This window comes from Rhodococcus sp. SJ-3, assembly GCF_051918125.1.
Lineage (GTDB): Bacteria > Actinomycetota > Actinomycetes > Mycobacteriales > Mycobacteriaceae > Rhodococcus.
The window spans coordinates 4,227,810-4,245,800 of record NZ_CM123306.1 but is presented as its reverse complement, the minus strand read 5'-3'; the positions used below and the strand labels follow the sequence as shown (position 1 = coordinate 4,245,800).

Below are 17,991 nucleotides of genomic sequence, written 5' to 3'. Positions count from 1 at the left end.
TCGGAGAAACGTTGTCGATCACGAGGTACTGCGATGAACCCCGAGCGCAAGCCTGCCGAGGACGCACTGGAGACCGTGCATCGACTACGCGCATTGGTTGTCGATCTACATCTGCTCGGGGCGGAATTCGCTCGTACGCACGGAATGCACGCCACCGATCTTCGGGCACTGATCTGCCTTCTCGACGCAGAACGTAACAACCTCGAGGCGACGCCCACGTGGTTGCGAGAACAGCTTCACCTCAACTCGGCGTCGGTGACCGCGTTGATCGACCGCATGGAAAGGTCCGGGCATGTGCGCCGCGAGCGAGATGATCGAGACCGCAGAAAAGTTCTCCTCCACGTCACACCCGAAGCCATGCAACTGGGCCAATCGTTCTTCGGCCCGGTAATCGCGAACGCAACAACCGCCATCGGTACGTACAGCCCCGAGCAATTGCAGACGATCGGTAGCTTCCTGGCCGACATGCACCAGGCGATCTCCTCCCTTCATTCACTCGGATCCTGAGGTAGCAACCCGGGTTCACCTACATACTCGCGGCGTCCTCGCCTGCGGCGCGATGCTCGAGGATCTCCCCCATGTGGTCTTCGGCCCAGAATTTCAACTGCCGTACCGTCTCGTGAAGCGACAGGCCGAGAGCCGTCAACTCGTACGACACCGTCACCGGCACGGTTGCGACGGCCCTGCGGGAGATCAGCCCGTCCTGCTCGAGGTTGCGCAAGGTCTGCGACAGCATCTTCGGGCTCACCCCGGCCAGTGTCCGGGAGAGTTCCGAGTAGCGCATCGCGGCGGGCTCACCCGCGCAGTCCGGACCACTGCCGAGCGCCGACAGCACCAGCGTTACCCACTTGTCGGAAACACGACTCAGTAGTTGCTGACTGGGGCACACCGCGAGGAACGCGTTGTAGTCCTGTTTGGCGCGCTCGCGCTTCTGCGCCGCCGTCATGGTGACCATCGCAGGACTCCCGTCCACTCGGTAGTTACGCACCTTCAGGTAACTACTTCCCAATGGGTAGCGGCTTCAGCATAGTTGCAGGAGTCCGATCCGGACACGAGAACTTCACGAAAGGCGAATCCGCATGAGTATCACTTCTTCCCTTCTCGGCGGTACCTGGAACCTGGGCGACCACGCAGTCTCCCGGTTCGGCTACGGAGCAATGCAATTGGCCGGCCCGGGTGTGATGGGTCCGCCGGCGGACCGCGAGGGAGCGCTCGCCGTTCTGCGTGAGGCGGTCTCGCTGGGCATCACCCACATCGACACCGCCGACGCCTACGGTCCGAGAGTCACCAATGACCTCATCCACGAAGCGTTGCATCCGTACCCGGAATCACTTCTCATTGCAACGAAGGTCGGCGCGCTCCGAGACGACGACGGCGGCTGGCCACCGGCGCGCACCCCGGACGCGTTGCGCAGGCAGATCGATGCCAACCTCGAGGGCCTCGGAGTGCCCGCCCTCGACTTGGTGAATCTGCGCCTGGGCGACTTCTCCGGCCCGGTCGAGGAACCCATCACGGAGGCATTCTCGACACTGCTGGAACTCAGAGACCAGGGACTCATCCGTCACCTCGGCGTCAGCAACGCGACGTCGGCCCAAATCCGGGAGGCGCAGGCACTCGGGCCGATTGCCGGCGTGCAGAACATGTACAACCTTGCTCATCGACACGACGACGAACTCATCGACCGGTTGGCCGAGGAGGGTATTGCCTATGTGCCGTACTTCCCGCTCGGCGGGTTCACGCCACTGCAGTCCGACCGCCTTTCGGCCGTCGCATCGCGTCGAGGTGCTTCACCGATGGGTATCGCTCTCGCGTGGCTGCTGCAGCGGTCACCGAACATCCTGTTGATAGCGGGGACCTCGTCCGTGGAACACCTGCGGGACAACGTGGCCGGCGCTTCCATCGAGCTTTCGGAGCTCGATGTAGCCGAGCTCGACAGCATCGGTGGATAGTTCGACCGGAGCCACAATCCGGTGGACGAAGTCCAGGCGACTCATCGTCAGTGCGTCGCCACCGCAGGCCTGTCGACGCTCCCTGCGACGTCGGCGCGCTCAGTCTTGAGCCCTACCGCCCAGTCGATCAGTTGCGATACTTCGTCGGCCTCTCTGCAGAAGCTCGTCGGCCGGACGACCACAAGGGTGGCACCGGCGTCGCACAATGCGTGGGCCCTCTCTTCGGTGGCGTCGTAGTCGACGGTCCCGTCATCCCGACGTTGCGGCGAGACAGACACCTGCACGATCGGCGAAAGCGGATCGCGTCCGTGCTCTTCGAACGTGTCGCGGAGCAGTGCCACGCTGGCCGAGAACGACGGCATGTCTGCAGGGTTCACGGTCCAGCCGTCGGCAACCCGGGCGATCCGGTCGAAGTTGCGCTTGCTGGGGCCGAATCCGAAGATCACCGGCACACGCACCTGGGCGGGGAAGGGCAGCGAATGGAAGTCCTCGAAAGCGAAGTCGCGCCCCTGGAAGGATGCGGGCGCCTTCGTCCAGAGCTCGCGGCATGCTCGAACGGTATCTTCCATCCGGCCGAAGCGGGCGTCGAACGGCATGTTGGTGGCCGTGTACTCGGCTTCCTGCCAGCCGACGCCCATGCCGATTGCGGTACGGCCCCCGGAGATTGCGTCGAGTGTTGCGATCTGCTTTGCCAGCAGCACCGGTGGACGCACCGTCGCGATCAGCACCGATACGTTCAGCAGTACCCGCTCGGTTACCGCTGCCACCGACGAAAGAAGCGAAAGAGGCTCGTACCAATCGTGTTCCAGAGGGAACGGGAAGTTGTGCGTCTGCCTGCGCTCCGCGTGAGCGCGTGCGTTGAAACCGAGATGGTCGCCGGTGGATATCACATCGATTCCGGCGCGGTCCGCGCCCGCTGCCAAGTCGAGTACCGGGCGGATGGCACCGCCGTAGAGGTTCTCGGCTCCGAGGATGTTCAGTCCGACCTGCATAGTGTTCCTGTTCTGTAGCTGCGTTCGAATGACTTCTACTTGGTCATGCCCACGCGACGTACATCGAAGTTGCCCGGGGTCACCCACGGCATGTCTTCGTTTGCAGTCAGGCCGATCGCCGAGGCAACTTCCTGCCGCACCTCCGGCCTCGTCGGATCACCGTGCGCCCGCATGTACACGCCGGGGACGTTACGGGCCGCGACCTCCGTCAGGTCGAAAGTTCCACTCTGCGAGAGCGAAGCCGCAACGAATGCCTCATCGGATCCCGCTGGACGATCGGCCCGCTTGTTGCAGACAGTGCTGAACGTTTACGGGACGAGACCACAGCCGGCGACCACGGCACGGAGATACGGCCCGTGGATAGCCGCCGCGACGACCACGAAGACGGCCAGTTGGATGCCCAATACCGAGGCCGGGAGTACAGCAGATCCGACCCCGGACGGAGCCACGATGTGCCCGATTCGATCAGGGCCGGCAGCGTGCAACTTCATACCGAGCAGTGCACCTCCCGGCGCGGACGGCGGAGGGCCGGCGGGAGCGCCGAGTTTGAGCAGCGCGCTCGCGAGAGCGGGTGTGCCTGCGCGACTGCGCGCGGCGTTGTCTGCCGCGATCTCCAGATAGTGCGGGATGACGTCGACGATCGCCGACACCAGAGGAACTCGCCGCAACGGCCAGGCCACGGTGTCGAGGAGAGTCAGGACCAGGTGGTGGTGTTGACGCAGATGCGCCTGCTCGTGTGAGAGAACGGCCGCGAGCTCGTCCGGCTCGAGGGCTGCGCAGAGACCGTCGGAAATGACGATCCCGCCGGACCGTTTCGGCAGGGAGAATGCGATCGGCCGCGAGTCGTCGAGCAACAGGACGCGGTGCCCGTCGATAGAAGTGCTGCGCGCCCGGCCGGAAATACCTTGCGAGGCAGACCGTGTGGAGCGTGCGCGGCGCACCCACCGAGGCACTCCCACGCCGATGAGAGTCAGCAGGCCGAGCACCGGAAGGATGAGAAGCAGTAGGACCGGGATCGCGGTGTCCACGGTGTTCGAAGCGAATGGGTTGGCTGCGTCGAGGCACTGCTGGCATACATCAGCGAAAGGCGCGGGAAGAAGGCTCGGGCCGGTCACGGTCCAGGCCGCCATCAGGCTCAGTGATACCGGCGCCAGCAACCACAGCAGCAGGCTTCCGGTCAGAACGAGTATCGCTGTGCGCGGAATGCGCATCAGTAGCGGCGAAGCGGATCGCACAAGAGTCGGCCCGCCCACGGCGGCCACGATGACGACGCCTGCGACGAGAACTGGAATGAGTACGGTCATCTGTCGTCTCCGCGCTGTGCGAGGTAGTCGCGCAACCGCTGCACATCATCGGGATCGATTGCGTCGATGAAATGCACGATCGACGCGGCGCGATCGTTGCTGGTGGACAGCGCCTGCTCCATGAGCCGTGCTGCGTGCACCTCTCGCGTATGACGGGGCGTGTAGACCGTCGACCGTCCCTGTTTTTCCGGGAGTACGAGCCGCTTCCGTTCGAGGTTGGTCATGACGGTGGCGATCGTGGTGTAGGCCAGGTGATCTCCCAGATGAACGATCACCTGCCGGATGGTGGATGTTCCCCGGTCCCACAGCACGTCCATCACTTGCTGTTCCAGCGCGCCCAGCCGCACCGGCTCGGACGATCGGTCCGGCTGTTTTTGGGAAGTCATGACGTCACTACCTTCTGACCGGCGGGGAGGGGGCATGAGACCTGTCCCTGCAACCGCCAGATGACCGCCAGTGCGGACAACGCGAGCGCGGCAACCGCCAGAACCGGCTGGAGCGGCGCAAACCAGGTCAGGGCGCCTGTGTACCCGAGGGCGAGAAGGGCGATCTTGTTGCAGACCGGGCAGCCGACTGCGAACCAGGCCAACACTCCGGCTGCTCCGCCGATGCGGGCACTGGCGCGATCCGAACCGCCAGTACCTGTCCCACGCTCCGGCGTGTCCGCGCCGGCAGCACCCACGGAAGGACGGATATACGTGGCGATGAGAATTCCGGTCAGGATCGAGGTGATAACCCACACCGGGTAATTCCATGGCACCGGCGGGATCTCACGTGTGAACACCGGGTTCGGAATCAAGACGGTGGCAATCCCGACGAGCATGCCGACAACCACCGCAGCCACTGCCGCGGTGATCGCTTGCCTCGAACCCCACATGCCCAGCGCACGTGCAGCGAGACCGAGCGACGAGCGCTGTCTGCCGATCCAGTTCGTGATGCGACTCATGCTTCTACTATGCCCGATAGTCGACTACCTTACGTAGTCGACTATGTTTCATAGTAGAACTCGCCCAGGTCCTCGATTCGTCAGGAGCAGGAAGATCTCCGAACACACCACATCCATGCGTTCACGGCCGTGGAAGGTCATTGCCATCGGCGCGATCGTTGTTGCACTGCTCGCCATCGGCGCGGCAATCGGCGCACGGAACGACAGCGACAGCAACTCCGCGACGAACTCCCGGTCGGCCGAGGGAGCACAGCAGCTCGCAGACCTCGCCCGCCGCGGCGACAACGACCCGTTCGCCATCGGCGACGTCGACGCGCCCATCGTGATCATCGAATACGCGGACTTCACCTGCCCGTACTGCAGCGCTTTCGCTGTCGAGACATTCCCGACCCTATTCGAGAAATACATCGAACCCGGCCACGTCCGTCTCGAATGGCGCGACACCCCCATCCTCACCGAGCATTCCGAGAACACCGCGATAGCCGGACGTACGGCAGCCGAACAAGACTTGTTCTGGGAGTTCTATCACCGGATGTTCGAACACACACTTGCCGGATCGAAGGACTACAGTCGCGACACTCTGATCGGAGTCGCGGGCAAGGTGAACGGCATGGACATCGATGAGTTCACCGCATCGCTGGACGCCCCCGCGCTGGCCGACGCGGTGAGACGGGAAGGGGCCGAATCCCAATCGCTCGGAGTGACAGCGGTGCCGACTTTCATCGTCGGCAACGAGGTACTTCAGGGAGCGCAGCCCATCTACGTGTTCGAACAGATCCTCGACGAGCAACTCGGAGAAGACAACTGATGGATGTCGGATACCTGGGAGCGTTTCTCGGTGGCGTGCTGAGCTTGTTGTCACCGTGCTCGGTGATGCTCCTTCCCGCGTTCTTCGCCTACGCGTTCTCGCATCCGGCGACTCTGGTCGGACGGACAGGCGTGTTCTACCTCGGCCTGATCACCACGCTCGTCCCGCTGGGCGTGTTCGCCGGGACGGCGGGGGCCTTCTTCAATCAGAATCGAGGGCTGCTGCTGACCATCGTCGCCGGTGTGGTGATCGTCTTCGGGATCATTCAACTGGCGGGCATCCCGATTCCGGGTTTGTCGCGCAGCAGCCACAGCGGGGATGCGGGCCGCACCTGGACCGTTTTCCTACTGGGCACCGGGTACGGGGTCGCGGGGGTGTGCACGGGCCCGATCCTCGGCTCGGTCCTGATGATTGCCGCTGTGGGAGCGAACCCCGTCTACGGCGGCATTCTGCTTGCGATCTACGCGGCAGGCATGGCACTGCCGTTGCTTCTGCTCGCGCTCGTCTGGAAGCGATGGTCGAGCAGGCTCCGTGTTCTCCTCACGCCACGTGAACTCACCATAGGACGTTGGAGCAACAGCTGGCACGCGATCGTCGCCGGGGCATTGTCCGTCATCCTCGGCGGACTGCTGGTTCTCGTTGCTCGTGACCCTGAGATGGGCGGTCTGCTGCCCATCGCCGCCCAGTACCGGCTCGAGACGGGCGTGGCGGATGTGGGCAGAAATGTATCGAACGTCGTCGTTCTCGGTGCGTCTGCAGTTATCGCGGTGCTCGGTGCGGCGGTGTGGTCGTTGCAGCGCACCAGAAAGCGCACCTCCCGCGGCGGCACCTCCGAGAAGGTCGACCACTCATGACCGCGTCGCCCGGCTCATGACCGCGTCGCCCCGGGGTCACGATCGGAGACGGAGCCGTCGTGGCAGCCGGAGCTGTCGTCACCAAAGATGTCGCTGCGCGCACCATCGTCGGCGGGGTGCCCGCCAAAAAGATTCGAGACATCGACGCCTGAGGGCCTCGTTCGGTGGGGGCAACGACCGCACTGGGTTCGGCGATCGCCACACTTGCACGTCACCGACCAATCGAGCAGTTACATCACCTGCGAGCTCTGATCACAACGTGAATTACTCTGCGCTCGAACATCTCCCGATGACACGGCACGTCCAGGCGCCGCCCGCTGATACATTGACATGATGCTGCTCAGCCAACTGATGCAGGACGCGCTTGCTGCCACACCCGACAAACTCGCCCTCATATTCGAGGATGACGTGCTGTCGTATCGCGAGATGCACGACGCAATCGAACGTTCGGCCCAGGCACTACTGTCGCTCGGGATCGGCCGCGGCGATCGGGTGGCGATCTTCATGCGCAACCGGTGGGAGTACGTCGAGCTGTACTTCGCGTGCTTTCGCATCGGCGCGATCGCGGTACCGCTGAACCACCGGTTCCAGACCGACGAAGTCGTCTTCGCCATCACGCACTGCACGGCAAAGTTACTGCTCGCCGACCAAGCACTGCTGCCCGTAGTGCGGAAAGCGCCGAGCATGAGCTCTACCGCGCCGCGGGAATCCCGGTCGTCAGATTCCCGCGGCGCGCGGTGAGCGCGACTTCGAACGCCCATTCCTCGATGGCGACGAGTACGTTGTCGAACTCGGCGTGGCCAGGCTGGGCAACAGCTCGATCTCGTACGCATGGCGCATCCTCAACGGTGAGGATGTGGCGGCGACGGGCTCACATATTGTCGTGCATCTGGACGAAGCTGGAGCACCTGCACCGGTGCCCGTGAGCATGTGAACAATCTTGGAACCCTTTACAGCCGAGGAAGATCGATATCGATTCAGCCCTGGGACAAAGTTGAGGACGGGCCGTTGAAGGAACGCAAAGCGCCGTCGTACCGTGAATTGGCGAACACCCATCCCAGAGCACACGCGACCGTTCAGTCCACCCATATGCACCTCGGGCTCCTGCGGTAGAACCAGACCTGTCGGCTCCAGCGCCCCATCGCCTCCGCACAGACCTCGGTCCGTCGCACCTCCATCAACTGAGTCGGAGAAGGTGCCGTGTTGCTCGTTCCGACGGCTCGAAAACCCTCTCCGCCATTACGTCCCGTGCACCGCCAGCCGCCACTGCGGCAAAGCGCTCGAGCATCCCTGCATAGTGGCCGGCATCGAGAACGTCCTCGACGATGGTCACCCGCCCCCGTCCAGGCACTCGCGCGCGATCAACTCGATCAGCACGATGTTGAAGGCGTCCGGTTCATCGGGCTCACGCAAGATCGTGCGGCGGACGTTGTCCTGTGCGACGACCGCGCACTCCCCTTGTCGAATCGATACTGCGACGCGCGTGCCAAGGTGCCCTTGCCGGAACGCGAATCTCCTCGAAGCACCACGAGTATCGATTTGTTCAACGATGTCACGAGACAACAATAGTGGTCAGACATAGCAGCAAATTCACTGACGACGTCGCCTCTTCCAGCTCAGGGCACAGGGAGTTATGCTGAGACCGCACGACTGGCGAGGGTGGGCAACCACCGGGGAGTGCACGTAGAGCCGACATCGACCGCCTGGGTGTCTCTCGATTTCGATCGAGAGGACCAATCGTGACAGCCCAGATCGTCGATGGCCGCACCGTAGCGGCACAACTCGTCGACACCGTTACCAACGAGACCGCCCAGTTCGTCCACCAGCACGGCCGCCGCCCATGCCTGGCGACTGTGATTGTCGGCGACGATCCTGCCTCCCACACCTATGTCCGTATGAAGCGCAACCGGTGTGGGTCAGTGGGCATCGAGTCGCGCTACGTGGAACTCCCGATCGACACCACCACAACCACCCTCATCGCAGAGATCACTGCCCTGTCCGCGGATCCGACCGTCGACGGAATCCTGCTGCAGCACCCGGTTCCCGACCACATCGACGAACGCGCAGCGTTCGAGGCGATCGTCCCTGACAAGGACGTCGACGGCGTCACCATGCACAGTTTCGCTGCAATGGCCTTCAACGAGAATGGCTTCCACTCGTGCACCCCTGGCGGGATCCTTCGCCTACTCGACGCCTACGATGTCCCGCTGGCCGGCAGGCACGCAGTGGTGATCGGCCGCAGTCCGATCCTCGGAAAGCCCGTCGGGATGCTGCTCCTCGCGCGCGACGCGACGGTCACGTACTGCCATTCCCGAACCCGGGACCTGGCTGATCAGGTACGGCGTGCCGATATCGTCGTCGCCGCCGTGGGCCACCCTGAACTGATCCGCGGCGACTGGATCAAGGACGGCGCCGTGGTCATCGACGCGGGCTACAACCCGGGCAACATCGGCGACGTCGACTACTCCGGCGCAGCCGAGCGGGCGCGGCTCATCACGCCTGTACCCGGCGGGGTGGGTCCGATGACGATCGCGGTTCTCCTCGAGCAGACCCTCGCCGCCGCAAAAGCTGCCGAATACAGGTAGCTGCGCTATCCGGTTCTCGGGATACACCGGACCGTGACAGACTTACCGATGTGGAGCTGTTCCCGATGATCGAACCGTACGACTCGGGACACCTCGTTGTCTCTGATGGCAACTCGTTGTACTGGGAGACCATCGGCCTTCCGTCGGGCGTCCCCGTCGTCTATCTTCACGGAGGCCCTGGATCCGGCTGCACTCTGGGCATGCGTAGATTCTTCGACCCGGACGTGTTCCGCGCGGTGCTGTTCGATCAACGTGGCTGCGGGCGCAGCACGCCCCGTGCCGACGATCCCGACACGGATCTTTCCACGAACACCACCGCCCACCTCGTCGCCGACCTCGAGAAGCTCCGTGAACACCTCGGAATCGAGAGATGGGTCGTGGCCGGGGCATCGTGGGGCGTCTGCCTCGGACTGGCCTACGCGCAGACGCACCCCGAGCGAGTGATTGGGATGGCATTGGGCGCGATCGCCTCCGGTAGCCGCAAGGAAGTCGAATGGATCACCCGCGATATGCGGCGCATTTTCCCTCGTGAGTGGGAGCGGTTCGTCGAGCCGGTTCCGGAGGCCGATCGCGACGGCAATCTCGCGGCTGCCTACGCACAACTACTCGCCCACCCCGACGCCGATGTTCGTGAGAATGCCGCGTTGCACTGGTGCCAGTGGGAGGACACCCATACTTCACTCGTTCCCGGGTGGACGCCCTCCCCTCGCTACCAGGACCCCACCTTCCGAATGATGTTTGCGCGCCTGGTTACTCACTATTGGGGCAATGACCACTTCCTCGCCGAGAACCAGCTTCTGGACGGCATGGGCCGACTCGAGGGGATACCGGCGATTCTCGTCCACGGTCGGTACGACGTCTCCGGTCCCCTCGACACCGCGTGGGAACTGTCGCGCCGATGGAAAGGCAGCCGTCTCGTAGTCGTCGACGATGCCGGTCATGGTGGCGGCAGTTTCACCAGCGAGCTCATCGAAGCGATCAACAGCTTTGCTGGGACGGCCGGTGGTCGCCCACGCGACATCGGCCAGAGCGAGGCGTGAGGACATGGCAGCTGCCCACCACGACACGCGGTCTGCGCACCAAGAGATGTCAAGTTGCGCTGTGACTGTGGCACCGGATTTTCGTGCAACGCGTGCGTCTCGTAGCCGGCGTGGAGGACATTCGGCCATGTCTCCGCTGTCTCCGGCGTCGAACTCGACACCCCTTCCGGCAAGAGGATCACGCTCGGACCGGGGTACGAAAAGAGTCTCAGCCGCGTCGGAACTGTTCTCGATTCTGCCGGGCAGCGATCAGGTACCGTCCTTTGATGAGTACGTCGCTGCCCGGCCGTTCCCGCTGAACTTCCAGCCATACACACCGACTGTGACGCGCGCGGATGAATGGAAACGTAGCGGGAGCGGAGCGCGGGAACACATGCAGGTCGACGCTTATGTCACGCATACACCGAACGACCTCCGGCCAACCGTCATTGCCGCACTCGTCGCTCTCCCGCCGCGTAGAGCGAGTGAGCAGGATGAACCCTGTCAGTCGCGCGCTCGGAGAACGTGGACGTAGTTGGCGACGGCAAGCCCACCCATGTTGTGCACTGCGGCAACATCTGCCACCGGGAGCTGCATGGCTCCTGCCGTGCCGGTCAGTTGCATCGCACTGAGGACCAGCTGGGACACCCCCGTCGCACCCACCGGGTGTCCCTTGGACTTCAGGCCACCCGACACGTTGACGGGCAGAGCCCCGTCTCGATCGAATGCTCCTTCCGCCAGCTGCCACCCACCCTTACCGGGCTCGGACAGTCCGAGCACCTCGTAGAGGACGAGTTCGGCGATGGTGAAGCAGTCGTGCAACTCGACGAAGGACAGGTCCGACGCAGCCACACCTGCCCTCTCCAACGCGGTCCGCCATGCGACGTGTGAGCCGCGCATCGCCAAGGGGTCGCGTCTACTCGCGGGGTGAAAGTCGTTGGCCTGTCCCATCCCCGCGAGCCGCACCCCTGCAGTACCGGCGGACGACGACGTTCGATCCGCGGTGGTGACGACCACGGCAGCCGCCCCGTCGGACACCGGTGAACAGTCTGTGCGACGCAGCGGGTCCGCGACCATTGGGTTGTCGGGCCCCACGGTCCGGCAGAAATCGTACGAGAAGTCGCGGTGCAGATGCGCCCACGGGTTCGCGAGCCCGTTTGCGTGGTTCTTCGCCGCGATGCGCGCCATCGCATCACTGGGATCTCCGTACCGCGTGCCATAAGCCCGCGCCACTTCGGCGAACAATCCCGCGAAGCCGACGCTCGATGGCTGGCCGGCACTGTCGTAGTCGGCGCCCACAAGCGCACGCCCGACCACGTCTGCGCCTGCGTCGGTCATCTTCTCCGCGCCGATGACCAGCACGGTGCGTGCCTCGCCAGCGAGGATCGAGTGAACTCCGGTCCGGACAGCCGCAGCACCCGACGCACACGCGTTCTCGACGCGCGTCGCGGGCTTTCCCCACAGTCCGTCGTCGGCTTGTAGCGCCAGCGACGAGGCGAAGGCCAGGGGCTGCATGCCCGCATTGAAGGTGCCCAGCACGATCTCGTCGACGTCGGCCGCGGTGATCCCGGCGCTCGCGATCGCATCGTTCGCAACGGTGGTGATGAGTTGTTCGAGCGTGGCGTCCTGTTTGCCGAACGGCGTGTGTGCCCATCCGGCCAGCACGACCTCCTGCTCACGAGCTCCGAGCCGACTCGACATCATGACGCCACCTCCACTGCGGAGCCCGACGGCGATTCGCTCGCCGCAGAGGTCGGCCCGGCGGGAACCGAAGCGGCTTCAGCGCGTCGAAAGTCACTGGGCTGCAGCACGAAGAGCGCCACGATCGATACCAGTCCGGTTGCGACGAAAAAGTACCACGGTGCGGTGATGTCGCCAGTTTTCGTGATGAGCCACGCTGCCACGAAGGGGGCGCACCCACCGAAGACCGCAACAGGAACGTTGTAGGCGATCGAGATGCCGGTCGACCGAATCCGCGTGGGGATCAGCTCGGTCATGGTCGCGTAGGTCGACGACACGTACAGACCGAACGTCACGGCGGTGGCGAGCAGCGGAAGGAGGAACGATTCGGGTGTCGCCCCGGGCGCGGCCTGGAAGAACCAGAACATCGACGCGGTACCGAGCACACCGACCACAAGCAGGAACGGCTTGCGGCCGTAGCGATCCGTGAACGCACCACCGATCGGCATGACCGCCGCGGCCAGCGCACAGGCCAGCAGGACGTACCAGAATCGGGTCGAGTTGCTGAAGCCGAGGGTGTTGGTCATGAAGGTCGAGGCGAACGTGAGCACCAGGTAGAAGATCGACGAGTGCAGCACGATGATGCAGAACACGAGTGCGAGGGAACGCTTCCAGCGCATCGATTCACGCAGCGGAGCCTTCTCGTGCTCCCCTGCGGCCTGCAGTGCAATGAACTCCGGGCTGTCCTCCAGCTTGAGCCGGATGTAGGCAGCGATCAGGCCCAGCGGGCCGGCGATGAGGAACGGGATGCGCCATCCCCACGCCGCCATGCCGTCCTCGCCGAGCAGTGCCGTCAGACCGTTCGCGACGAGGCTGCCCAGCATCAGGCCGAGCACAGCGGTCACCATGAGCCAGCTCGTCGAGAAACCCCGACGTCCCGGACCGGCGTACTCCGCGACGAAGCTGGTCACGGTGCCGATCTCACCGCCTGCCGAGAAGCCCTGGACGCAGCGCAACAGGATCAACAGGATCGGTGCGGCGATACCGATCGATGCGTATGTGGGCAGCACACCGATCAGGCACGTCGATCCCGACATCAGGACCATGACGATCATGAGTGTCTGCTTCCGCCCGATCCGGTCGGCCATCGGCCCGAAGAAGATCCCACCCAGCGGCCGGATGAAGAAGCTCAAGGCGAATACCGCGAAGCTACTGAGCAGAGCGACCGCCGGAGATTGCGAAGCGAAGAACAGTTGCCCCATGGTCACGGCAAGGAATCCGTAGACACCGTAGTCGAACCATTCGATGAGGTGACCGGAGACGGCGCCGACGAAGGCACGTCGCCGTCGAGTCGCTGAGACGGGAGTCGCGGTTGTCATCGTGTGACAGCTCCTTCGGTGTCGGCCAGCTTGAAGCGGCGGATCTTGCCCACGCTGGTGCGCGGCAGTTCGGGTACAACGGTCCATTCGTGTGGACGGGCAGCTCTGGTGAGATTGAGTGCAGCCCACGCTGAAAGCTCATCGGCGCTCGGAGGATCCTGCGCGTCGCGGGCGACCACGTAGGCCACCGGCACCTGGTCCCGGATCTCGTCCGGGCGAGCCAGCACCGCAGCTTCGAGGACACCGGGCGCCTGCGCCACGGTCGCCTCGACCTCGGTCAAGGAGACGTTCTCGCCGGCAACCTTGATGACGTCGTCGGCTCGTCCGACGAAACGCCAGCCGTTCGGGGTCTCGACGGCGAGGTCGCCGGTCAGCATCCAATCCGTACCGTTCTCGTCGGTGCGGAACGTCCGTTCCGTCGTTGCCGGGTCGTCGAGATACTCCTCGAAGAGCGTGTCGCCTCGGACCCCGGCGACCGCGATCATTCCGACCTCACCGACTGCAACCGGATCGAGGGTTCCGGGCGTCACCAACTGGGCGACTCGTCCGTCGAGCGGCGTGCCGATCAGGTCGGACACCGGCGGGATGCTGCGGTCGTAGGTCACTACCGGCACCGTCTCCGTCATGCCGTAGAGCTGACGGGGCAGGCATCCGGCGAGTCGGCCGAATTCCACATGGTGTTCGGCGCCGAGGCTCTGCGCGAACCACACATGCCGCAGTTGTGCGGGCGGCTGGTCGGCCGGGGTACGCGCCAGGACCATGCGCATCGGAGCGGCAAACAAGCTCGCGTGTGTCGCGCCGAGCGCAATCGCGTCGCGCACCCATCCGCTCGCCGAGAAGGTGGCAGTCAACCCGACCCCGGCGCCGACCGCGATCGCCGACGCGAAGCAGTAGTACTGGGCGTTGCCGTGGAAGAGCGGCAGGGTCACCAGCCAGCGGTCACCGGCCCGCAGGTCGGCCGCGGCGGCCATTGCCGTCGCCACCCGGAAGTAGTTGGCCTGGGTCAACACCACTCCCTTGGGCTGGGATGTCGTGCCGGAGGTGAACATGATGGCGAGTCGGTCGGCGGGTCGGGGTGCAGTCCACTCCCCCATGGTGACCTCGTCGTCGACGAGTCCCACGGCCGAGTCCAGGACGTCGCGGGCCGTCTCGGTCAACTCCGCCGTGGGCAGCCCGTGAACAGCGGCGCCTTCGAGGTAGGCGTCGCGGCGTGCCGACGAGTGGAGTCCGAGCTTCGGCGACGTCCGGCCGATCTGCTGGTCCAGGTCTCGAGCGGAGGCGCTCGGGTCGGCCGGAACGATCCATGCGCCCACCCGCGCAGCTGCAAGCCACAGCGCCACGAAAGCCGGGCAGTTACGAAGGCACAGGTGAATGCCGTCGCCGGCGACGACGCCACGACGGCGCAGACCAGCCGCAGTGCGCGCGACGACGTCGTCGAACTCGGTATACGTCCAGCGTGTGACGGTGCCGTCCTCGTCCTGGAACACGAGGAACGTTCCGGCGCCGTGCCCGCGAACCGCAGCCGCCCACAACGAATCGAAAGTACCCGGCAATCCACCGAGTGGTGTGCCCGCATCGTTATCCCGGGCTACTACCGCAGCTGCCGATCCAGCGCTTGTGATCCACGTCATGCTCTACATATTCAGTGGTGAGCCGACATTTTGCTACGGTCCACAGGCCAACCCGACTGTAAGGTGATTGGAGAAAACTCCAATCCGGGCCCCTCGGTGGATAGATAGGAGACCCGACGATGACGGTGACGGTGACGCTCGAGTCGGTCGCCGCGATGCTCCGCGCCGAAGCCGAACAGATCGCGCAGAAAGCGGCCGACGACATCCACCGGGAACTCCCCGACTACCTGAGCATCGACCGCAACGAGCTCATCGCTTCGGCCCGGCTGAATGTGGCGCGCGGCATGCTCACTCTCGAAGAAGGGCGAGCACCGCGCGATATCCCCGATGGCGAAGCGCGGCAGACGACCCGGCGGCGGATCAGCCAGGGCATGACCATCGAAGACATCATCCGGGCATATCGGCTCAGCCTCAACGCCATCCACAACCGATTCATCGAAGTCGCACGGGAATTCTCGTTGACGGCCGAGTCGACACTGCGCGGCTCGACGCTCCTGTGGGACGTCGGCGACTGGTTCGTCGCCGACGCCGTCAAGGAATACCGGGCGCACGCCGTCTCGGAAGCGGTCCGTCGATCTGTGGAAGAAGCCGACGTGCTCCGGTCCCTCTTGTCCGGATCAACCCTCGACCCTGCTCTGCTCCCCCGGGTACGCGCCCTCGGCATGGATCCCAGCCGCGAGCACTACGTCGTCTTCGGGCACCCGATATCGAGCAGCCGGGAGCGGTGGACCGCAGACTTGAGCAGGTACGGATCGACACCCGGCGGCGCAGCCCTGGTGGCGGAGGTATCCGGACGCACCGCCGCCTTGGTCACCCGCGTGCCACGCGAGATCGCGGACCGCGGGGTGCTCGCCGTGGGCCCCTCCGCCCCACTGCATGAGGTCGGTGCGTCCGCCGCCGTGGCAGAACAGATCCTGACGCTCGTACCCGGTGGAATACCGGGCCTGCACGACCCCAGCACGATGTCGTGGCGACTGGGCATCCCCGGAGCTCCGCTGGTCACGCAATTGCTCCGACAGCGCTACGTCGAACCTCTTGCAGGAGAGGGTGATTTCGGCGCGATCCTGCTCGACACCGTGCAGGCCCACCTCGAACACGACCGAGTCGTGCGCGCGACGGCCGAGGCGCTCGTCATCCACCAGAACACACTGCGTCACCGGCTCGCTCGCTTCGAAGAGCTGACCTCATGTTCTCTCGACTCGACTGATACCGTCGTCGAACTCAGCTGGGTTCTTGCTGCCCGCCAGAGTGGGGGCAGTATCGACGCATGAGCGAGACGCTCCGGGCTCGCGTCCGACAGCCGCTCGGTCCTGGCCCTGCACACGGACTACTCCGCAGCGACCACGAATGCAGGCGCGCCGACGATGGCACTGACCGCCATCGATCTCGACTCCGGCGTCCGAAGTCTGACTCCACTGGACATGCTGCAGGTCGGCGGAGGCGCGCTGCGGACCACCCTGATCGTCCTCGATGACCGGCTTACTGGCTCAACCCGGACAAACAGGTGCTGTCGGTACCGGTGGCGGGATCGTCGACGGTGACACACGAATGGACGCTTCCAGTCACCACCGACTCCACGATCGCGTCCGTGCACGAGGCAACGGTGACCGCCATCGACTACCGAGATCAACCAGTACTCTCCCGCTACGACTTACGTACCGGGATGCGAATCGGCGAGCCGGTCGATCTGCCGTGGCTCGAACCGATCATCGGCTCACCGGCAGGAGACACGATCTACACGCTGACCAGTCTCGCCGGTGCACCGTGAGGACATGACCAATTGGACATGATCAGCCGACGACCGTCGACTCCGATCGGTGGTCGCACTCAAAGGGCCATCCAGCAGTACATGCCCTCACCCCGCTGACGCGCGGTCTGCGCGAGCGCGCGCCAGTCGTGGAGCATCGGCAGCAACTGTGCGGGATCACCCGCGCCCCAGAATTCCTCGGTCTCCGACCACGGTCCGGCAACCTCCGCGAGACGCTCATCAGTCGCCGTCGCCAGCGCGATGGTGAATGCGTCCGGCATCGAAACAATCCACGCTGCTTCGTGATCCGGATCGCTGATCAGCCGGGCCCAGGTCCGATCCCCGGTGATCCGGCCGTAGGGTTCACCGGAGAGCAGAGCCATCAACGTGCCTGCCTGAACAGTCGCCTCGACCGCATCGAGTACGGGCGCGTGCGACAGGGCGGGCCCGTCGTCGACAGTGGCAGCCGCAGTCTCGTCGTCCGGTGCGGTGAAGTACGTGTTGATGACGCCCATACGACCCATCCTGGCAGAGGCCGCGGCGACCGCGGGATTCGCTTACAAACGCACCGGAGGCAGTGGTTCGATGTCGGCTCGCGACTCTGAGCCGAATCGCGTATCCCGGATCGCCGACAGCGCGTCCGAAAGAGTCTGCCCGAGCAGGTGCAGCGAATTTAACCCGCGCGATTCCCACACTGGGAACTCGCCGTCCGCGCGACGAGCTGACGTGTCCCAGAGCAGTGCATCGCCGTTCTCGCTCCACCCGAATACATGCAGCGCCTCGACACGTGCCCAGTCGCCGTCCGGTTCGATCATCCACTCGAACTCCTCGGCCCGACCGTCCCGGTAGCAGTCACGAAACCGCTCGGTGAGTACCTCTGCACGCCCACGTCCGTCCGCGTAGCCCGGAAACACCGGCGGATAGATCAGCCAGAGACCGAAGGTCCGCGCCCAGCCGTACCGCCGGATGAAGTCTCGATAGGACGGCGGGTATCCCCCGCCGTCGGCGAACAGAAACGATTCGAACGCGGCGAAATCTATGTGCCCCGTAGACAAGTCCACGACGTCATCGGACCAGTGTGGGCGAGCTTCCGGCAT

At 64.6% G+C, this 17,991-nt stretch carries 20 protein-coding genes, 1 pseudogene and 1 riboswitch; of the genes and pseudogenes, 10 read left to right on the top strand and 11 right to left on the bottom strand.

The features are described 5' to 3' along the window. The first annotated feature begins 33 nt into the window (after nt 1-33). Nucleotides 34-507, top strand: coding sequence for a MarR family winged helix-turn-helix transcriptional regulator (locus ACTDXD_RS19760; protein WP_440123962.1), 474 nt, complete (start codon nt 34-36; stop codon nt 505-507). 19 nt (nt 508-526) lie between these two features. Here ACTDXD_RS19760 and ACTDXD_RS19755 read toward each other — a convergent pair whose 3' ends face one another. Next, nucleotides 527-955 (bottom strand): winged helix-turn-helix transcriptional regulator, encoded by a 429-nt coding sequence (locus tag ACTDXD_RS19755; RefSeq protein WP_440123961.1) that lies wholly within the window; start codon nt 953-955, stop codon nt 527-529. A gap of 124 nt (nt 956-1,079) precedes the next feature. On the opposite strand from ACTDXD_RS19755, the gene ACTDXD_RS19750 reads away from it, so the two are divergent. Then, nucleotides 1,080-1,949: an oxidoreductase gene (locus ACTDXD_RS19750; RefSeq protein ID WP_440123960.1), complete on the top strand. Its 870-nt coding sequence runs from the start codon at nt 1,080-1,082 to the stop codon at nt 1,947-1,949. A gap of 47 nt (nt 1,950-1,996) precedes the next feature. Here the strand turns inward: ACTDXD_RS19750 and ACTDXD_RS19745 are convergent, their stop codons facing one another. From ACTDXD_RS19745 to ACTDXD_RS19725, 5 genes are all read right to left on the bottom strand, one after another. Next, nucleotides 1,997-2,941: a TIGR03619 family F420-dependent LLM class oxidoreductase gene (locus tag ACTDXD_RS19745; RefSeq protein ID WP_440123959.1), complete on the bottom strand. Its 945-nt coding sequence runs from the start codon at nt 2,939-2,941 to the stop codon at nt 1,997-1,999. A 35-nt stretch (nt 2,942-2,976) separates the two neighbouring features. Beyond that, on the bottom strand, nt 2,977-3,120 hold the full coding sequence (locus ACTDXD_RS19740) for a hypothetical protein (protein WP_440123958.1): 144 nt from the start codon (nt 3,118-3,120) through the stop codon (nt 2,977-2,979). A gap of 129 nt (nt 3,121-3,249) precedes the next feature. Continuing rightward, nucleotides 3,250-4,245, bottom strand: a complete 996-nt coding sequence (locus ACTDXD_RS19735) for a M56 family metallopeptidase (RefSeq protein ID WP_440123957.1) — start codon at nt 4,243-4,245, stop codon at nt 3,250-3,252. Then, complete coding sequence (locus ACTDXD_RS19730) at nt 4,242-4,631, bottom strand: BlaI/MecI/CopY family transcriptional regulator (protein WP_440123956.1); 390 nt, start codon at nt 4,629-4,631, stop codon at nt 4,242-4,244. The genes ACTDXD_RS19735 and ACTDXD_RS19730 overlap by 4 nt, the downstream gene beginning before the upstream one ends. Continuing rightward, nucleotides 4,628-5,191 (bottom strand): hypothetical protein, encoded by a 564-nt coding sequence (locus ACTDXD_RS19725; protein ID WP_440123955.1) that lies wholly within the window; start codon nt 5,189-5,191, stop codon nt 4,628-4,630. The genes ACTDXD_RS19730 and ACTDXD_RS19725 overlap by 4 nt, the downstream gene beginning before the upstream one ends. 115 nt (nt 5,192-5,306) lie before the next feature. Here ACTDXD_RS19725 and ACTDXD_RS19720 point away from each other — a divergent pair, with 115 nt between their 5' ends. From ACTDXD_RS19720 to pip, 6 genes and pseudogenes are all read left to right on the top strand, one after another. Further along, nucleotides 5,307-5,999, top strand: coding sequence for a DsbA family protein (locus ACTDXD_RS19720; protein WP_440123954.1), 693 nt, complete (start codon nt 5,307-5,309; stop codon nt 5,997-5,999). Further along, complete coding sequence (locus ACTDXD_RS19715) at nt 5,999-6,853, top strand: cytochrome c biogenesis CcdA family protein (protein ID WP_440123953.1); 855 nt, start codon at nt 5,999-6,001, stop codon at nt 6,851-6,853. Before ACTDXD_RS19720 ends, ACTDXD_RS19715 begins: the two co-directional genes overlap by 1 nt. A gap of 29 nt (nt 6,854-6,882) precedes the next feature. Next, nucleotides 6,883-7,005, top strand: a pseudogene (locus tag ACTDXD_RS19710) (acyltransferase); the annotation flags it as partial. Between the two features lie 178 nt (nt 7,006-7,183). After that, nucleotides 7,184-7,594, top strand: coding sequence for an AMP-binding protein (locus tag ACTDXD_RS19705; protein WP_440123952.1), 411 nt, complete (start codon nt 7,184-7,186; stop codon nt 7,592-7,594). A gap of 895 nt (nt 7,595-8,489) precedes the next feature. Further along, nucleotides 8,490-8,569: riboswitch (ZMP/ZTP riboswitch) on the top strand. A gap of 23 nt (nt 8,570-8,592) precedes the next feature. Beyond that, complete coding sequence (locus tag ACTDXD_RS19700; RefSeq protein WP_440123951.1) at nt 8,593-9,438, top strand: bifunctional 5,10-methylenetetrahydrofolate dehydrogenase/5,10-methenyltetrahydrofolate cyclohydrolase; 846 nt, start codon at nt 8,593-8,595, stop codon at nt 9,436-9,438. A gap of 65 nt (nt 9,439-9,503) precedes the next feature. Continuing rightward, nucleotides 9,504-10,478 (top strand): prolyl aminopeptidase, encoded by a 975-nt coding sequence (gene pip, locus ACTDXD_RS19695; RefSeq protein ID WP_440127712.1) that lies wholly within the window; start codon nt 9,504-9,506, stop codon nt 10,476-10,478. Between the two features lie 483 nt (nt 10,479-10,961). On the opposite strand, the gene ACTDXD_RS19690 is transcribed toward pip, so the two are convergent. The 3 genes from ACTDXD_RS19690 to ACTDXD_RS19680 are packed head-to-tail and all read right to left on the bottom strand — an operon-like array spanning nt 10,962 to nt 15,147. After that, on the bottom strand, nt 10,962-12,161 hold the full coding sequence (locus tag ACTDXD_RS19690; RefSeq protein WP_440123950.1) for a thiolase domain-containing protein: 1,200 nt from the start codon (nt 12,159-12,161) through the stop codon (nt 10,962-10,964). Next, entirely contained in the window at nt 12,158-13,516 is a 1,359-nt protein-coding gene (locus tag ACTDXD_RS19685) for an MFS transporter (RefSeq protein ID WP_440123949.1), read from the bottom strand. The genes ACTDXD_RS19690 and ACTDXD_RS19685 overlap by 4 nt, the downstream gene beginning before the upstream one ends. Then, nucleotides 13,513-15,147, bottom strand: coding sequence for a class I adenylate-forming enzyme family protein (locus tag ACTDXD_RS19680; RefSeq protein ID WP_440123948.1), 1,635 nt, complete (start codon nt 15,145-15,147; stop codon nt 13,513-13,515). The genes ACTDXD_RS19685 and ACTDXD_RS19680 overlap by 4 nt, the downstream gene beginning before the upstream one ends. Nucleotides 15,148-15,266: 119 nt before the next feature. Between ACTDXD_RS19680 and ACTDXD_RS19675 the strand changes: the two genes are divergently transcribed. After that, nucleotides 15,267-16,418, top strand: a complete 1,152-nt coding sequence (locus ACTDXD_RS19675; RefSeq protein ID WP_440123947.1) for a PucR family transcriptional regulator — start codon at nt 15,267-15,269, stop codon at nt 16,416-16,418. Nucleotides 16,419-16,684: 266 nt separating this feature from the next. Next, on the top strand, nt 16,685-16,915 hold the full coding sequence (locus ACTDXD_RS19670) for a hypothetical protein (RefSeq protein ID WP_440123946.1): 231 nt from the start codon (nt 16,685-16,687) through the stop codon (nt 16,913-16,915). A gap of 59 nt (nt 16,916-16,974) precedes the next feature. On the opposite strand, the gene ACTDXD_RS19665 is transcribed toward ACTDXD_RS19670, so the two are convergent. Beyond that, the gene (locus ACTDXD_RS19665; RefSeq protein WP_440123945.1) at nt 16,975-17,409 is read right to left on the bottom strand and encodes a hypothetical protein; all 435 of its coding nucleotides are present in this window, start codon (nt 17,407-17,409) and stop codon (nt 16,975-16,977) included. 42 nt (nt 17,410-17,451) lie between these two features. Further along, entirely contained in the window at nt 17,452-17,955 is a 504-nt protein-coding gene (locus tag ACTDXD_RS19660) for a hypothetical protein (RefSeq protein WP_440123944.1), read from the bottom strand. Nucleotides 17,956-17,991: the final 36 nt, after the last annotated feature.

Excerpts from the sequence above, each read along its gene's own strand:
- ACTDXD_RS19690 (WP_440123950.1), bottom strand. The coding sequence starts at position 12,161 with ATGATGTCGAGTCGGCTCGGAGCTCGTGAGCAGGAGGTCGTGCTGGCC.
- ACTDXD_RS19735 (WP_440123957.1), bottom strand. The coding sequence starts at position 4,245 with ATGACCGTACTCATTCCAGTTCTCGTCGCAGGCGTCGTCATCGTGGCC.
- ACTDXD_RS19680 (WP_440123948.1), bottom strand. The coding sequence starts at position 15,147 with ATGACGTGGATCACAAGCGCTGGATCGGCAGCTGCGGTAGTAGCCCGG.
- ACTDXD_RS19745 (WP_440123959.1), bottom strand. The coding sequence starts at position 2,941 with ATGCAGGTCGGACTGAACATCCTCGGAGCCGAGAACCTCTACGGCGGT.
- ACTDXD_RS19750 (WP_440123960.1), top strand. The coding sequence starts at position 1,080 with ATGAGTATCACTTCTTCCCTTCTCGGCGGTACCTGGAACCTGGGCGAC.
- ACTDXD_RS19685 (WP_440123949.1), bottom strand. The coding sequence starts at position 13,516 with ATGACAACCGCGACTCCCGTCTCAGCGACTCGACGGCGACGTGCCTTC.
- ACTDXD_RS19755 (WP_440123961.1), bottom strand. The coding sequence starts at position 955 with ATGGTCACCATGACGGCGGCGCAGAAGCGCGAGCGCGCCAAACAGGAC.
- ACTDXD_RS19665 (WP_440123945.1), bottom strand. The coding sequence starts at position 17,409 with ATGGGCGTCATCAACACGTACTTCACCGCACCGGACGACGAGACTGCG.
- pip (WP_440127712.1), top strand. The coding sequence starts at position 9,504 with ATGATCGAACCGTACGACTCGGGACACCTCGTTGTCTCTGATGGCAAC.
- ACTDXD_RS19725 (WP_440123955.1), bottom strand. The coding sequence starts at position 5,191 with ATGAGTCGCATCACGAACTGGATCGGCAGACAGCGCTCGTCGCTCGGT.
- ACTDXD_RS19715 (WP_440123953.1), top strand. The coding sequence starts at position 5,999 with ATGGATGTCGGATACCTGGGAGCGTTTCTCGGTGGCGTGCTGAGCTTG.
- ACTDXD_RS19675 (WP_440123947.1), top strand. The coding sequence starts at position 15,267 with ATGACGGTGACGGTGACGCTCGAGTCGGTCGCCGCGATGCTCCGCGCC.
- ACTDXD_RS19730 (WP_440123956.1), bottom strand. The coding sequence starts at position 4,631 with ATGACTTCCCAAAAACAGCCGGACCGATCGTCCGAGCCGGTGCGGCTG.
- ACTDXD_RS19760 (WP_440123962.1), top strand. The coding sequence starts at position 34 with ATGAACCCCGAGCGCAAGCCTGCCGAGGACGCACTGGAGACCGTGCAT.
- ACTDXD_RS19720 (WP_440123954.1), top strand. The coding sequence starts at position 5,307 with ATGCGTTCACGGCCGTGGAAGGTCATTGCCATCGGCGCGATCGTTGTT.
- ACTDXD_RS19705 (WP_440123952.1), top strand. The coding sequence starts at position 7,184 with ATGATGCTGCTCAGCCAACTGATGCAGGACGCGCTTGCTGCCACACCC.